The organism is Mangrovicoccus ximenensis (genome assembly GCF_003056725.1).
In the GTDB taxonomy this organism is placed as follows: Bacteria; Pseudomonadota; Alphaproteobacteria; order Rhodobacterales; family Rhodobacteraceae; genus Mangrovicoccus; species Mangrovicoccus ximenensis.
Genome location: NZ_QBKZ01000014.1, coordinates 213,040 through 228,191 on the forward strand (window position 1 = coordinate 213,040; position 15,152 = coordinate 228,191).

The window sequence follows — 15,152 nt, forward strand, 5'->3', positions numbered from 1 at the left end:
ATCCCGATCCGTGCCGGTCGGGGCCCTTCACAAGAACTAATTTCTTATTTGGCAACAGATTCTTAGCTATATGTCAGGCAGGATCACGGTTTAGTTCGATCCACAGTCCAGCCGGAGTGCCGCGTCGCAAGGCAAGCCTGCGGTCCGGCTGGGCTCTTTCGTTCCGGATGTCAGAAGACGAAATTCGCGCTCTCTTGAAGATCGGCGACGGCAACCCCTTCGACCAGAACGGAGGTCGCGCCGAAGCTGAGTTCGGTATCGCTGCCGCCGCCCGCGGCTGCAAAGCCGATATCTCCCAGCCCGGTCGCCCCCTCGAAGGCGATCCGGTCCCAGCCCAAGGTGAAATCGGTGAGGATGTCGCTGCCGTCATCGGCATCGAAGACGAACTCGTCGAAGCCGCCATCGCCGGTCAGGGTGTCATTGCCGTCGCCCCCGACCAGCGTGTCGCCATTTCCCCCGCCTTCGAGCCGGTCGTTGTGGATGCCGCCGTCCAGGAAATCGAAACCGGTGCTTCCGATCAGCACGTCGCGCCCGGCGGAGCCACGGAGAACGTCCCGCCCGGCGCCGCCATCCAGCGTATCCCAGCCCAGTCCGCCATCCAGCGTGTCATGTCCGCCGCCCCCGGAGACGTGGTCGGCGCCATTGCGGCCGAGGATCCGGTTGTCGTCGGCATTGCCGGCCAGCGTATCGGCATTGCCGGTGCCCACAAGGTTCTCGAACCCGTTGATCCGGACTCTCGCTCCGTTCGACTGGGTGACATAGCCGAGCGACCCCAGGTCGATATCGGCTGAGAAGCGCAGCGCGGACAGGTCAGCCGTGTCGACCCCTTCTCCGCCGAGAAAAATGCTGCTGCCTCCCATGTTGGTCATTTTGAGCAGGTCGTCCCCGGCGCCCAGATAAGCGACGCCGACCTCTGTCCGATTGACGACGACCGTGTCGTTGCCGGAGCTGGTGTCCAGGGTTCCGACCTCGCCCCGGCCTATCAGCCGGACCAGATCGTTGCCGAGCCCGGCCGCGATCCAATCCGCGTCGGCATCGCCGCGCAGTTCGATCCTGTCGGCCCCGGTTCGCGTGCGCAGGATTTCGGCATCGCTGCCGTCCTTGACCAGCACGGCATCGTTGCCGCCGCCCAGATCCGCATCGCCGACATGGCCGCCGCGTTCGACGGTCAGCCGGTCGCGCAGCCCTTTCAGGCGCAGCGAGTCGATCCCGCCGCCATCCTCGACCGTCACCGCCGCGCTGTGGACCTCGGACACCACGAGCCGGTCGATCCAGCCTTCGGTGGCGATGGTCTGGCTGCGTCCCGCGCCGGGATCGCCGTAGATGTCGATCCAGCCCGCGCCGCCCGTGCCGATGTCGAAGGTGTTCCGGCCCTCGGCCTGGATGGTGCCGAGCCAGCCGCTTCCGGTCACGAGCGTGTTCGTGCCGGTATAGAGCGACATCCAGTTGATGCGTGCATCGCCGGTCAGCGTAACACTGTCATTGCCGGCATCGAGGTTGAGGCTGGCGATTCGGGCGGTGTCGTTGCCGTCGATGCCGTCGCCCTGGAGGATGACCGTGTGGTTGCCGTTCGTCCCGCCTCCGTCTTCGGCCCAGCCGGTGACCTGCCGCAGCCGCGCGCCGTTTTCCACGACGAGCCTGTCATTGCCTTCGCCGAGCGCAAGGTAGTCGATCCGCGCGCCTTCGCCGGCCCTGACCGTGTCGTTGCCCGCGCCCGTCTCGGCAGTGTCGATCCGGGCACCGCCGTCCAGCGTCAGTCTGTCATTGCCGTCGAAGCTTTCCAGATGGTCGATGCGGGCCCCCGCGCCGAGACGCACCGTGTCACCGTCTTCGCCGAGCCTGAGGTGCTCGATGCGGGCATCCGCCCCCAGCGTCACGGTGTTCCTGCCGTCATCGAGCACTGCCGAGAGGATCTCCGCTTCGGTCTCCAGGATCAGCGTGTCGTCGTCATCCCCTGCATGGAGGCTGCTTCCGATCTCGCCGCCTGCACCGAGCGTGAAAAGGTTGTCGCCGTCGCCCAGATCGACTGATCGGCTCCAGGCGTTCAGCGTCACCGTGTCGTCGCCATTGCCCGCTTCCAGAATGCCGAAGCTCGAATTCCTGCCATCGACGCGGTTGTCGCCGTCGCCGAGCATGACGACGCTAGCTCCGCCGGCATTGTTGCCGTTTGCCCCGGTGAGGGTGTCATCCTTGTCCCCGGTGCTGATCGAATGGGTGTCTCCGTCGGTCAGGGTGATGGAATGTCCCGAATAGGTGTCCGGCGCTTCCTCGTCATCCCAGATGTTGATCGCGTGGTAATAGCCGCTGCCCAGCGTCAGCTTGATCTGCCGGTTGCCGCCATGCAGGTACGACACGTCGATGCTGTCGAGTACGATGTCGCCGCCGACATTGTAGAGCTCGAGGAAGCCGATCCAGCCGCCATCCGTTCCGTCGTCGATGGTGACCTGCAGTTCCTGGTCGAATTCGTTGCGGAAGAAACTCAGCGAGTTAAGGTACCATTCGCCTTCAAGGCCGATTTCCGCCGAGAACCCATCCGGATTGTCGAGCCCCCAGGGGGAAATGACGAGGCTGTTATTGGCGGGATACCAATCGAAATAGTTGCCGAAGAGGGAAAGGCCGTTGACGCCATCGATGGTGGCGCTGTCTTGCGTGATTGCCATGGTCTGGGTTCCTTTGAACCTGATTTTTGCAAACGCGATTTGATACAAATGAACGAATATGAAATACCATCAGCGGCGGCATTCGGGCAACCTTTCCGGCCGACAGTCCGGGTCAGGCGGCTTCGTCGGCTCCGAACAAACTGACCAGGTGGCAACACGGGTGCAGTCCTCCACCAACCCGGCCTGGCGGAGCAGCGCAGAGCTGGTTCTCTGATTGCGGCCTTGTCAAGCGGAGGTCTGATTTGGGAGTTGTCACGTTAACCCGCGCTGATTGCCGGACGGACGATTTGAACATACCCGTCTCAGATGCAGACATCGCCCGTCATCAGCTACAAGCGCCACCGCTTCCCGCCCGCCATCGTCGCCCACGCGGTCTGGCTTTACGTCGGTTCAATCTGAGCCTGCGCGAGGTGGAGGAGATGCTGCTGGAACGCGGCATCGACGTATCCTACGAGACCATCCGGCGCTGAACCGCCAAGTTCGGGCCTCAAATCGCACGGAACCTGCGGCGTCGGCAGGGTCTTCCCGGGGACGTCTGGCACTTGGACGAAGTCGCGGTGAAAACCGCCGGAAAATCCTTCTGGCTCTGGCGCGCCGTCGATCAGCATGGCGTGGTGCTCGACGAGATTCTCCAGGCGAGACGGGACAAGGCGGCCGCGAAACGGCTTCTGGTCGCCCTGTTGAAACGGACTGGAGCCGTCCCAAAGCGGATCGTCACCGACAGGCTCCGCTCCTACGCCGCGGCGAAGCGCGATGTTGCGCCTGGCCTCGGCCACTGATCGCACAAGGGCCTGAACAACAGGGCCGAGAATAGCCATCTGCCACTCCGGAAGCGGGAGCGCACCATGCAGGGGTACCGATCTCCCGATGCCTTGCAACGTTTCGTCTCTATCCACTCCGCCATCCGCAACAGCTTCTCCGTGATCGTGTCCGCGAGATATGAGCGAAAGTTGGTGACGCTTGATCAGGCGGCCTCTTCAAGTTGGCGGACACCGTCGCGGAACTCAACCCCGCTGATTACCTCCGGCAGACGGTTTCGGCCGTCGAGCTTTCGCCATTTCGCCTGCGCCGACATCATCAGCCGGAAAGCCATGGCGAGCCCGGTTTCCCGGCTCAGGCAGCCCTTGGTGCGTTTCGTCCGGTGCCGGACGGTGGCGAACGTGCTCTCGATCGGATTTGACGTCCGGATGTGCTTCCAGTGTTCGGCCGGGTAGTCGTAGAAAGCCAGCAGCCCATCCCGGTCCTTGATCAGCTTGGCCACCGCCTTGTCCCACTTCGCGCCGTAGGCTTCGACGAAGAAGCCGAAGGCGGCCGTCGCGGCCGCCCGGGTTTCGGCCTGCCATATGTCGTGCAGGTGTCCCTTGGCTCTGGCCTGCGCGGATTTCGGCAACGCGTTCAGCACCTTCATTGTTTTGTGGAGCCAGCAGCGCTGCTCCTGCGTCGTTGGGAAGACTTCGCGCAGGGCCGTCCAGAAGCCGAGAGCACCGTCGCCGATCGCGAGCTTGGGGTCCTGCGTGAGACCGCGCCGCTTGAGATCGAGCAGCACTTCACGCCAGCTTTGCGTGCTTTCGCGGAAGCCGTCCGTCATGGCCAGCAGCTCCTTGCGGCCGTATTCATCTGCGCCGACGATGACCAGAACGCATTGTTCGTCGGGGAATTGATCCCCCGGATCAATTCCTGATCCTCCTCACTTCCTCCGACATCCGCGGCTTGAAGTAAACGCCGTCGGCCCAAATGTAGAGGAACCGCCGGGGGCCAAGCTCACGTTTCTGCCAGGCCCCGCATTCGGACCACCAATCCGCCTTCAGGCGGGTGACGGTCTTGGCGGACAAGCCCCTGGCGTCCGGCCCAAGCAGGGCGGCCAGCGCTTCGCCGAAATCGCCGGTGGATACGCCCTTCAGGTACAGCCAAGGCAGCAGTTCCTCGACCGATTTGGCCTTGCGCAGGTAGCGCGGCAGAATGCTGGGCGTGAACGTGATTTTGTCCGCGCCAGGCTTGCGGTCCCGCACCCGCGGCACCTTCACAGGCACCGGGCCGATCCCGGTCATCACCTCGCGTTCCGGCAAATGTCCGTGCCGGACCAGCCTGGCCCGGCCGTCTTTGAGCCTGTCCTCGGCCAAGGCGGCCAGAAGCGTGGCCAGTTCAGCCTCGACCGCCTGCTCGATCAGCTTGCGCGCACCCTCGCGGATCAGGTCCGTCAACGGGTCGGGCGAAAACCCCGATGGATCGGGCAGCGTGCTGATGGTAGTCTCGGACATGTGGCATATCCCTTTCTCTGCTGAGAATTGACGGCGTCTGAACACCGCCATGATATGCCGCCCCTCAGGGCATCACCAACTTTCGCGCGTTACTCCGTGTCCGCCGACGGACTGCGCTGGCCATCCGCTACCACCGGATGGAAGCCTTCGATGCTTGGAAATCGGCAGCCGACATCGCCTGAACCGATCTGCGAGCCACTCGTGTCGACGCGCGCGAGTTAACGTGACAACTCCAAACCCATTCATGACCCAGCATCAACCTGTCCTTGGCTTTGATGCGGGCGGCCATCTGGCAGGTGCATGTCCGTGCCGGCGGCTGGCCGCATCAAAGCCCGGGCGGCTGCGCCGGATCACCGTGGCACAAGTGCCACCAGGAGGGGCTACCCAACCCATCATCAAGACGGCGCCACCGTCGCTCCGTCCGTGAAGCCGCGATCGCATCGGCGCCGACATCCGGCTCGAACTGCGCCCAGACCGGCTGCATCGCCGCGACCCAGGCAGCGCGCTGCTCCGGCGTCAGCTCGCGCACGGTGCCGCCGGCATCGATGATCGCCTGCTTCGCCTCGGCCTCGATCTTGCCGGACTCGCCGTTGCGCTCCGCCGTGACCTCGGCAAGCACGGCGGCAAAGCCGTCGCGCACCTCCGGATCGAGCCCCTGCCACCAGTCGGTCGGCACCACCACCATGTAGTCGAGCAGGATGTGGTTGGTCTCGGTGATGCCGTCCTGCACCTCGAAGAACTTCTGGCCGTAGGTGTTCGCCCAGGTGTTCTGCTGGCCGTCGACCACGCCGGTCTGCAGCGCCCCGTAGACCTCGGAGAAGGCCATCGGCTGCGGGCTGGCGCCGAGCGCCTCCATCTCGGCGATCATGACGGCGGCGGACTGGACGCGCATCTTCAGCCCCTTCAGGTCCTCCGGCCACAGGAGCGGCCTGCTGGCCGAGATCTGCTTCATCCCGCCATGCCAGAAGGCCAGCCCGGTCAGGCCGCGGCGCTCCATGCCAGCCAGCATCTCCTGGCCCGCCTCCGACTGCTGGAAGGCATCGACCGCTTCCATGTTCTTGAACATGAACGGCAGGTCGAAAATGCGGAACTGCTTGGTGAATTTCTCGAATTTCGACAGCGAGGGCGCGGCCATCTGGACGTCGCCCTGCAGCATCGCCTCCAGCACCTGGTCATCGTTGTAGAGCGTCGAGTTCGGATAGACCTCCATGCAGGCCAGCCCGTCGAGCCGTTCGTTCACCCGCTCTGCCAGGATCGACACGGCGATGCCCTTCGGGTGCTTGTCGGTATTCACGACATGGCTGAACTTGATGACGGTCTCGCCCGGATCGCAGGCCGCGGCGGCTTGCGTGGCACCGAGGGCCAGAACGGCGGCGGTGATCAGCGGAAATTTCATGCGAGGTCCTCCCAAACCTGACTGGCGCGTGCCCCTCTTTGCGGACTCGCGCCAGCGTTGCAAAGGTATCGGGAGATACCTGCAGCCGCCGCTAGCGGTAGTCCTCGGGCTTCAGCCCGTGGCGCGCGAGCTTGTCGTAGAAGGTCTTGCGCGGCAGCTTCAGCTCCTCTGCGGCACGGCTGGCGGCGCCGCCGTTCCTCTGCAGCGCCCGCACCAAAAGCGTCTTCTCGACCTGCGCCATGTGCTCGGCCAGGCCCAGCCCCTCGCCCGCTTCCGGGCCTTCGAGCCCCAGAACGAATTGCGTCGCCTCGTTCATCAGCGCCCGCGCATTGCCCGGCCAGTCGCGCGCCATCAGATCGGCCAGATAGCCGTCCGGCACCGGCGGCACCGGCACGCGCGACCGCTCGGCGATGTCGGCGACGTAATAGAGAAAGAGGTCGGGGATGTCCTCCACCCGGTCCTTCAGCGCCGGAATGTCGACCCGCACCGCGTCGAGCTGCAGCCGCAGATCGGCGTTGAAGCCGGGCTCGGCGCCCAGATCCTTGTAGGTCCCCGCGATCAGGAGCGCCTCGGTCCCGGCATCCAGCCGCTCGAGGAGCGCAAATTGCGTGTCCGCGGGCAAGGCCGCCACCTCGTCGAGGAAGAGCGTCCCCGCGCCCACCGCCCCGAAGGCCGCCCCCAGATCGGCGACCGAGAGCCCGGCCGAGACGCGCCGCTCGAAAATTTCGGCCTCGCGCCCGGCGAGCCTGCGGATCACGTCGGCAATCTTCGGCGTGTTCGCCCCGTCCGGCCCGGTGACCAGCACCGCCTGCCCGCCGCCGCAGGGGGCCGCTCGCCGATGTTGGAGTGGCGGCGGCGCTTGTTGAAGATGGCGATGCATTCGAACAACGCGGCCTTGGCTTCGCGGCGCGACCGGAGCCTGGTGCGGCAGACCAGCCCGTTCTCCAGCGATCCGAAGACGCTCTCCATCGGCACGGTCTGCGCCTTCGGAGGATCCCCCCGGATCCTCCGATCCGCTCGCGCAGACCAGCTTGCACCCGAGGCAATCGCCCTTGCGGCTCATCGAGGCAGCCGCCTTCCAGGCATCGGGAAGCCGTCGGCAATCGCCGCTGGCGCTTTGAACTCCGCGGTCGGAGCGGCAGATCAGCCCCGGTGCCAGCTTCCGGTTCTGCAGCGCCATGCACATCGCGTCTGCCGCGAGGCTGCTCTTGAGCCGCCCGGACATCGAGCCGATGCCCGGCAGGCGATTGCATGCAACCGCCGGGAGGGACCGGCGATCTCCATGGTCGCGTTCGCCCTCGGTCTCGGAGTTGCCAGCGGATGGGCCATCGGTCCGAGCGCCGCTGGCGACGGCGACACGATGACGAACTCCTTCGCCGCGGCCCGACAGAGCCAGCCCTCGTCCGTTGGCAGTCGCCAAGGTTGCGCCACTGGTTCGAGCAACCATTGGCGACGCTGATGTCCGCCAGCCAAATCCGGCCGGGCTTCGATGCCCGGAAATTCCGCCCAAGCAGGTTCGGGGCGATCCCCAGATTGTGCCGGCCGTCTGAATCCTGGAGCATCTTTGTGCAACAAGGCCGCCAATACCTGCCAAGCCAGTTTCATTTCTTCCAGTGTTGGTACATGGTCTCGCTGGCCGCCGCGTTGCAGCTTGACGTTCTGCAGCACGCCTTCTGGCGCTAGGTCTCTGGTGGCCGCCCAGCGGAGTATGGCTCGCAGGTCTCGCAGAGTTCGGTTGGCGCTGCCACGCGCAGGATGCCTATCGGCCACCCGAAGGTAGTCCGGCGTATCCAACGTCCTTACGTCCCTCTCTAACAGCAGTTTGAAGACGTATCGTACGCCTGAAGCCCTCTGCTGCGTCGTTCGAAGGTGCCTATGGGCCTGCTCCCATTCTTCGAGCATCGCACTGACGCTTAGGGCCGGAACCGCCGGGATCGGCGCGCCGTTGGCCAACCCGGCGATTGCGGCGCGCGCCTGTTCCCGGGCCGCCGCAGCGCTCATGCCGGGCCAAGTGCCAATGGTTACGCGCTTGCGAGTGCCGCCGGGCAAGACACGTCGCACGACCCAACGGGCTTCCCGACGGTTGCCTCTGACCGTAAGCCCCTTCACCTCGTCGTCCGAGAGCTCCGCACGCTCTGGGGGCATGGGAAGTTTGGCTTTAAGCGTCCGCTCGGTCAGTCTCATGCTTCCGTCCTCCGGTCTTGGGGCCGCGTTGGGGGCAAGACGACTCGAATTCGCAGTGTCGGCTGGTGGTGGCCTGCGTTAGAGGATGGAAGGCTGGAACGTTTAGCGCAACTTCTATAGCTCTGTAATCCCATGACTAATTCGGCAGAAATGTGGGCTAGGGTTAGGTGGCGTGAGCCAGTGGAAGCGATCACATTTCCGTGCGGAACCGTCCCCCGGACCTTTTGCTGAACCTCCTCACTTCCGCCCCGCCGAAATGCCCGGCCATGGAAGGCGGAGACGGCAGGCGCCCGGGCGCGCAACGAGATCCTGTCGGCGTCGAAGCACCTGGGCCGAGCGCTGTGGCGGAACTGGAGCAGGTACCACCGCCGGAGCAGAGTGGAGATATGAGCCGGACCGGAAAAAGGTCCGGGGGACCTTTTCCCCCGGCGATTGAATGAACTGCGTGAAGCAGCTCGGCCAGCGGCTGATGTCACGGGGCTTCGATCGCCAGGTGGCCGAGGTCCAGATCCGGGTGGCGGTCCTGAACCGTTTCACGGCCCTCGGCATCCCGATGACGGTGGCCGCAGGATAGGTGTGTCCGGGGAAAGGGGGACTGCGGTCGCCAGCTGATTTGTTCAACAACGCCCTTTCCGAAAGGTAAAATTTTTCCTTGTCGCAAAGATTTCACACAGCCCTACTAACGGTGCTGTGAAATCGGCGGAGGGGTCCCATTTCACCGCACGGCATGCCCGGCACGGTCCGCTCCGGACCGCTGCCGCCCGTGCCGTGCCCGGACGGCCCGCTTCGCCCCGAGTGATACGACAAGCGAAGAAGGCAGGCCTTTTCCATGACCCTGATCTATTCCGAAGGCTTCGAGACCGACGGCAGCGGCACGCGCTACAGCACTTCGGTGCCGGAATTCACCGACGGCACGGGCGATTTCTTCCTGCGCACCGACGGGTCGGACATCGGCAGCTTCTACCAGCTGGCCGGGGCCGAAGGCAGCTACTTCTTCGCGGGCATGGATCTCGACGGCGAAGGCGCGGCGGGCACGCAGAGCCTGACCATCACCGGCATCGACATCTCGGGCTATTCGGGGCTGGAGCTGTCGGTCATGGTCGCCGAGGACGATGACGGCGAGAACCAGGACTGGGATGCCGACAGCCGCTTCGCGGTCGAATATTCCATCGACGGCGGCGCCTTCCAGACCGCGCTGGCCTTCGTGGCCTCCGGCACCAATACCGAACCGATGCAGGACACCGATTTCGACGGAATCGGCGACGGCCCTGCCCTGTCGGACACGTTTGCGGCCTTCGCCGCGATGCTCGCGGGCACCGGCAGCACGCTCGACCTGCGTTTCTCGCTGGAAAATCTCGATGCCGGGGACGAGGACGTGGCCTTCGACGGGATCGAGCTCAGCGGCACCGCCGAAGCGCTGGACCATGACCTGCAGGTTACCGAAATCTGGCCGGGCCAGAATGGCGCCGACCTGACCGCGGACTGGTTCGAGATCACCAACACCGGCAATACCGCCTGGGCCTCGGGCACCGACCCGCAGCTCTGGTATGACGACGAGAGCGCCGACACCGCCGCAGCCGACCCGATCGAGGGCCTGTCGCAGATCCTGCCCGGCGAAAGCGCCGTGGTGGTGATCGGCAATGCGGCCGATGCCGAAGCCTTCCGCGCGCTCTGGGCCGAGGTCATCGACCTCTCGGCCATCCAGGTCGGCTGGACCGACGGCGCGGGCCTCGGCCAGGGCGGCGATGCGGTGGTGCTCTTCGAGGGCGAAGACGGCGCTCTGGAGCAGATCGCCTCCGAAGCCTATCCGGATGCCGATGCCGATAGCGGCAAGTCCTGGGACGTCGCGGCGCAGGCCTTCTCGGAGGCGGGCAGCAACGGCGCGGTGGCCACGGCGGAGCTCGGCGGCACCGGCGACGAACCGGCTGTCGGCTCGCCCGGCAACGGCGCGGCCGTGATCCGCTCGGACGCGCCCTCGATCTTCCGCTACGTCCAGGATTTCGACAGCGAGCCGACCTCGGGCGGCATGTATACCGATGCCGGCGATGCCGCCCAGGATCATGACCTCGTCAACAACGAGGGCCAGGCGCCGGTCAATTCGGTGGTCTCGGGCCTCGCGCTGAACGGCCAGCTCGGCTTCTCGGCCTCCTACATCAACACCCGCGGCGATGTCGGCCTGACCGATGGCGACTATGTCGGCGTGGCGAATTACGCGGGCACGGTCGGCGCCTTCACCTCGGGCAGCCAGGGCTACGAGCTGCAGGATGCCGACGGCGCGATGCTGCTGGCCTTCGAGACCGTCGATACCGCCAATGCGGGCGAGGTCACCGTCTCGATCGACGCCTTCCTGCAGGAAACCGGCTGGGAGGCCGATGACCTGATCCGCATCGGCGTCGATACCGATGGCGACGGCGAGATGGACGTCATGCTGCTCGACACCACCGGCCAGGACATCGACGACCTGGGCATCGAGGGCGCCTGGCAGACTCTGTCGGCCACCGTCCCCGCCGAGGCCAACGAAGCGACGCTGATGGTCTGGCTCGACAGCGACAGCTCGTCGGAATCGCTCTATATCGACAGCGTCTCGGTCGCCACCGCGCCGCTGACCGAGTTCCGCTTCACCCAGAGCTTCGAGAACGAGACCGCCCGCCCGAACCTCTATTTCGACGGCGGCGATCCGAATGCCGATCATGACCTCGCCAACGAGGACCGCCCGAATGCCCGCCGCGTCGACAGCGAGCATTCCTCGATCGCGACCACCGGCGAGCTGGGCTTCGACGCCCGCTTCGAGGCCACCCGCCCGTCGAAGGACGGCATGTCCGACGGCTCGCCGACCGGCGTGACCGCCAATACCGGCTTCGTGCGGTCGATGTCGGACGGCGAGAACGGCTACCAGTTCAAGGACACCGACGGCAACTTCGTCCTGGAATTCGAGCGGATCGAGAACATCGCCTCGAACCTCGTCACCGTCTCGCTCGACGTCTTCGTCAACGAGACCGACTGGGAGGCGCGCGACCGCATCGCCATCGGGCTCGATCTCGACGGCGACAGCGTGATCGACCAGTACCTGGTCGACAGCACCGGCCAGCTGGTCGACGACGTGATCGCCGAAGGCCAGTGGGTGACGCTCAGCGCCGATGTGGTGCAGCCCGACAGCGTGCAGCTGATCGTCGAGCATGACGCCAACTGGAAGGCGGAATCGATGATGATCGACAACATCGCCATCGAAGGGAAGACCGGCGCCCCGGGAATCCCGGCCGATCCCGCCCCCGCCGCCAAGAACGGCCTGGTGCACAGCCTCGCCTCGGTCACCGAGGTCGACGGCGGCGCCGAGATCGTCGCCAAGCTGCACGGCCATGACGCGGTGATCGTCGCCAATGGCGACGGGCTGACCTTCTTCAATGCCGATGACATCGCCAACCCGGCCGCCTTCCACCAGCTCGACCCGACCGTGCTCGGCGCAAATTCCAGCGCCGTCACTTCGGTCGCCACCTGGGGCGAGGGCGACGCCGCCGAATTCGCCTTCGCGGTCCCGGATGCCGATGCCACCGCCAACGGCACCGTCTACCTGCGCGCCTATGTCGGCGGCAGCTACCACGCCATCGAGGTCGGCCCGCTGCCGGACATGGTGACCTTCTCAGAGGACGGCAACTTCCTCTTGGTCGCCAACGAGGGACAGTCCGCCGATGGCGACAACGCCCCGGGCGTGCTGCCGAACCCCGACGGTTCGGTCTCGATCATCGCGATCGGCCGCGATGCCGGCGGACGCCCCGACGGCAGCTTCGACATCCGCAGCTTCGACTTCTCCGACGCCTCGATCACCGCCGAGGCGCTGGCCGCCAAGGGCGTGCGGATCGATCCCTCGGCGCCCTCGGCCGCCGCCGATATCGAGCCGGAATTCATCACCGTCTCGGGCAACAGCGCCTATATCTCGCTGCAGGAAAACAACGCCGTCGCGATCATCCCCGACATCGTGTCCTTCACCGGCTTCACCATCGACAACATCGTCACCGCAGGCGAAATCGACCATTCCCAGCCGGGCTTCGGCCTCGACACCTCGGACCGCGACGCGGGCGCCGCGATCGCCACCGCGGCGGTCACCGGCCTGGCCATGCCCGACGGGCTGGCGGCCTTCGAGATCGGCGGCCGGACCTATTTCGCCGGTGCCTCCGAGGGCGACACCCGCGGCACCGACGAGGCCCGCGCCAAGGATGCCCCCATCGATCCGGACGCCTATTCCGCAACCGACCTGGCGGATGAAAATCTCGGCCGCCTGACGGCCTCGACCATCGACGGCGACACCGATGGCGACGGGCTGATCGAGGAGCTCACGGCCTTCGGCACCCGCTCCTTCGCGATCTACGACGCCGAGGGCGCCCGGCTCTATGACAGCGGCGACCTGCTGGCGCGGATCGTGCTCGCCGAACAGGGCGAAGAGCGCTATCCCGACGGCCGCTCCGACAACAAGGGCGTCGAGCCCGAATATGTCGAATTCGGCGAGATCGGCGGCACGCCCTACCTGTTCGTCGGGCTGGAGCGCGCCCAGAGCGTCGTGGTCTTCGACATCACCGATCCGGCGAACCCGGTCTATGACAGCTTCATCGACCTGCCCGAGGTCGACGAGCCCGAAGGGCTGAAATTCGTCCCCGCCGCCGACAGCCCCTCGGGCAAGCCGGTTCTGCTGGTCGCGGGCGAGGCCAACAGCACGCTGGCCATCGTCGAGCTGGACGCCAACATCCCGGCCTACACGATCGGCGAGGTCCAGGGCACGGGCGCCGAAAGCGCCATGCTCGGCCAGCAGGTCACCGTCACCGGCATCGTGGTCGGCGACTATGACGATGCGGGCGAGCTGAACGGCTTCTACCTGCAATCCGCCTATGGCGAGACCGACGGCGACGACGCGACCTCGGACGGCATCTTCGTCTATGCCGGCGATGCAGGCACCGAGATGGCCAATGTCTCCGAAGGCGACCGGGTCACCGTCACCGGCACCGTCGACGAGTATTTCGGCCAGACCCAGATCGACAGCGTCACCGCGATGGAGGTCGTCACGCCGGAACCCGGCACCGCGGTCCTGCCGGCGGCGGCGGTGATCTCGCTGCCCGGCGGCGGCTCCTATGCCGACGCAGCCAGCTACGAACAGTACGAGGGCATGCGCGTCACCTTCGAGGACACGCTTTACGTCAGCGAGTACTACCAGCTGGCGCGCTACGGCCAGATCACGCTGACCGAAGGCGGGCGTCCCTATACCTACACCCAGGTCAGCGCCCCCTCCGCCGAGGGCTATGCCGCCTGGCTGGACGAGCTGGGCAGCCGCCAGATCATCCTAGACGACACCAACAACTTCCAGAACGCCTATACCGGCGACGCGGACGTGATCCCCTTCCCCGATGGCGGCCTGTCGGTGGACAACTACTTCCGTGGCGGCGACACGGTCACCGGGCTGACCGGGGTGCTGAGCTGGACCTATGCCGGCTCTTCCGGCACCGATGCCTGGCGGCTGCGGCCGACCGAAGCCGATCCGGTCACCTTCGAGGCGGCGAATCCGCGCGAGGAGGCCCCCGAAGATGTCGGCGGCAGCCTGAAGGTCGCCAGCTTCAACGTGCTGAACTACTTCACCACGCTCGATGACGGCTCCTCCTCGGTCAATGGCGGCCCGCGCGGCGCCTCGAGCCAGGCGGAGCTGGACGCCCAGACCGAGAAGCTGGTTTCGGCGATGCTCGGGATGGATGCCGATGTCTTCGGCCTCGTCGAGATCGAGAACGAGTTCGGCGACCAGAACGGCGACGGCCGCTTCGCCGTCCAGTACCTGGCCGATGCGCTGAACGACGCCGCAGGCGCGGAAATCTACACCTGGGTCGATCCGGGCCAGGGCACGGTCGACAGCACCGACGTCATCACCGGCGCCTTCATCTACAACACCGCCACCGTCGAGGTGACGGCAGGCTCGTCGGCTGCGATCCTCAACGACAGCACCAACCCGCTGGACTTCGGCAACGCGGTCTTCGACGGCGTCTCGACCAACCGGGCCTCTCTGGCGGCAAGCTTCACCGAGCTGGCCACCGGCGAGAGCTTCACCGCGGTGATGAACCACTTCAAGTCGAAGGGCTCGGTCAACCCGGCCGAGGGCAATGCCGATGCCGGCGACGGCGCGGGCGCGAACAACGCCATCCGCCTGCAGGCGGCGCAGTCGGTCGATGCCTGGCTCGCCACCGACCCGACCGGCTCGGGCGACGCGCGGGTTCTGGTGATGGGCGATCTCAACGCCTATGCGATGGAAGACCCGATCGCCTGGCTGGAAGAGACCGGCTATGCCGATCTCGCCCGCGCCTTCGGCGGCGAGGACGCCTATAGCTACGTCTTCGACAGCCAGCTCGGCACGCTCGACTACGCGCTGGCCAATGCCGACATGTTCGATTTCGTCACCGGGGCGACCGACTGGCACATCAATGCCGACGAGGTGCCGCTCTTCGACTACAATGACGACGTGCTCGACAGCGGCGAAAGCGCCTTCGAGGAAGAGCCGGGCGGCACCGAGCTGCATGATGCGGGCCCCTGGCGGACCTCGGATCACGACCCGGTGCTGATCGGGCTCGACCTGGCGGCCGACACGCTGCTCTGATCCCGCAATGCGGCAACGGCGCCCCCCGGGGC

At 65.9% G+C, this 15,152-nt stretch carries 6 protein-coding genes and 5 pseudogenes; 5 read left to right on the forward strand and 6 right to left on the reverse strand.

Features of this window, described 5'->3' with window-relative positions; translation table 11 throughout:
• Positions 1–170: 170 nt before the first annotated feature.
• Positions 171–2,660, reverse strand: a complete 2,490-nt coding sequence (locus tag C7T91_RS15175; protein ID WP_108259971.1) for a calcium-binding protein — start codon at positions 2,658–2,660, stop codon at positions 171–173.
• Between the two features lie 306 nt (positions 2,661–2,966).
• Between C7T91_RS15175 and C7T91_RS15180 the strand changes: the two are divergent.
• Positions 2,967–3,577: pseudogene (locus C7T91_RS15180) on the forward strand (IS6 family transposase); the annotation flags it as partial.
• Positions 3,578–3,624: 47 nt separating this feature from the next.
• On the opposite strand, the pseudogene C7T91_RS15185 reads toward C7T91_RS15180, so the two are convergent.
• Positions 3,625–4,918, reverse strand: a pseudogene (locus C7T91_RS15185) (IS256 family transposase).
• A gap of 98 nt (positions 4,919–5,016) precedes the next feature.
• Here C7T91_RS15185 and C7T91_RS40400 point away from each other — a divergent pair.
• Positions 5,017–5,100 (forward strand): annotated as a pseudogene (locus C7T91_RS40400) (IS6 family transposase); the annotation flags it as partial.
• A gap of 143 nt (positions 5,101–5,243) precedes the next feature.
• Here C7T91_RS40400 and C7T91_RS15195 read toward each other — a convergent pair.
• From C7T91_RS15195 to C7T91_RS39520, 3 genes are all read right to left on the reverse strand, one after another.
• Positions 5,244–6,314, reverse strand: coding sequence for a DctP family TRAP transporter solute-binding subunit (locus C7T91_RS15195; protein WP_108259972.1), 1,071 nt, complete (start codon positions 6,312–6,314; stop codon positions 5,244–5,246).
• Positions 6,315–6,405: 91 nt separating this feature from the next.
• The gene (locus C7T91_RS15200) at positions 6,406–7,119 is read right to left on the reverse strand and encodes a helix-turn-helix domain-containing protein (protein ID WP_161555924.1); all 714 of its coding nucleotides are present in this window, start codon (positions 7,117–7,119) and stop codon (positions 6,406–6,408) included.
• Positions 7,068–7,283: an IS3 family transposase gene (locus tag C7T91_RS39520; RefSeq protein ID WP_108259974.1), complete on the reverse strand. Its 216-nt coding sequence runs from the start codon at positions 7,281–7,283 to the stop codon at positions 7,068–7,070. Before C7T91_RS39520 ends, C7T91_RS15200 begins: the two co-directional genes overlap by 52 nt.
• Positions 7,284–7,760: 477 nt before the next feature.
• Between C7T91_RS39520 and C7T91_RS35860 the strand changes: the two genes are divergently transcribed.
• Positions 7,761–7,997: a hypothetical protein gene (locus tag C7T91_RS35860; protein WP_236638251.1), complete on the forward strand. Its 237-nt coding sequence runs from the start codon at positions 7,761–7,763 to the stop codon at positions 7,995–7,997.
• A gap of 270 nt (positions 7,998–8,267) precedes the next feature.
• Here C7T91_RS35860 and C7T91_RS39525 read toward each other — a convergent pair.
• Positions 8,268–8,498 (reverse strand): annotated as a pseudogene (locus tag C7T91_RS39525) (integrase arm-type DNA-binding domain-containing protein); the annotation flags it as partial.
• A 240-nt stretch (positions 8,499–8,738) separates the two neighbouring features.
• Between C7T91_RS39525 and C7T91_RS15215 the strand changes: the two are divergent.
• A pseudogene (locus C7T91_RS15215) lies at positions 8,739–9,072 on the forward strand (hypothetical protein); the annotation flags it as partial.
• Between the two features lie 255 nt (positions 9,073–9,327).
• The gene (locus C7T91_RS15220) at positions 9,328–15,120 is read left to right on the forward strand and encodes an ExeM/NucH family extracellular endonuclease (RefSeq protein WP_108259976.1); all 5,793 of its coding nucleotides are present in this window, start codon (positions 9,328–9,330) and stop codon (positions 15,118–15,120) included.
• Positions 15,121–15,152 lie beyond the last annotated feature (32 nt).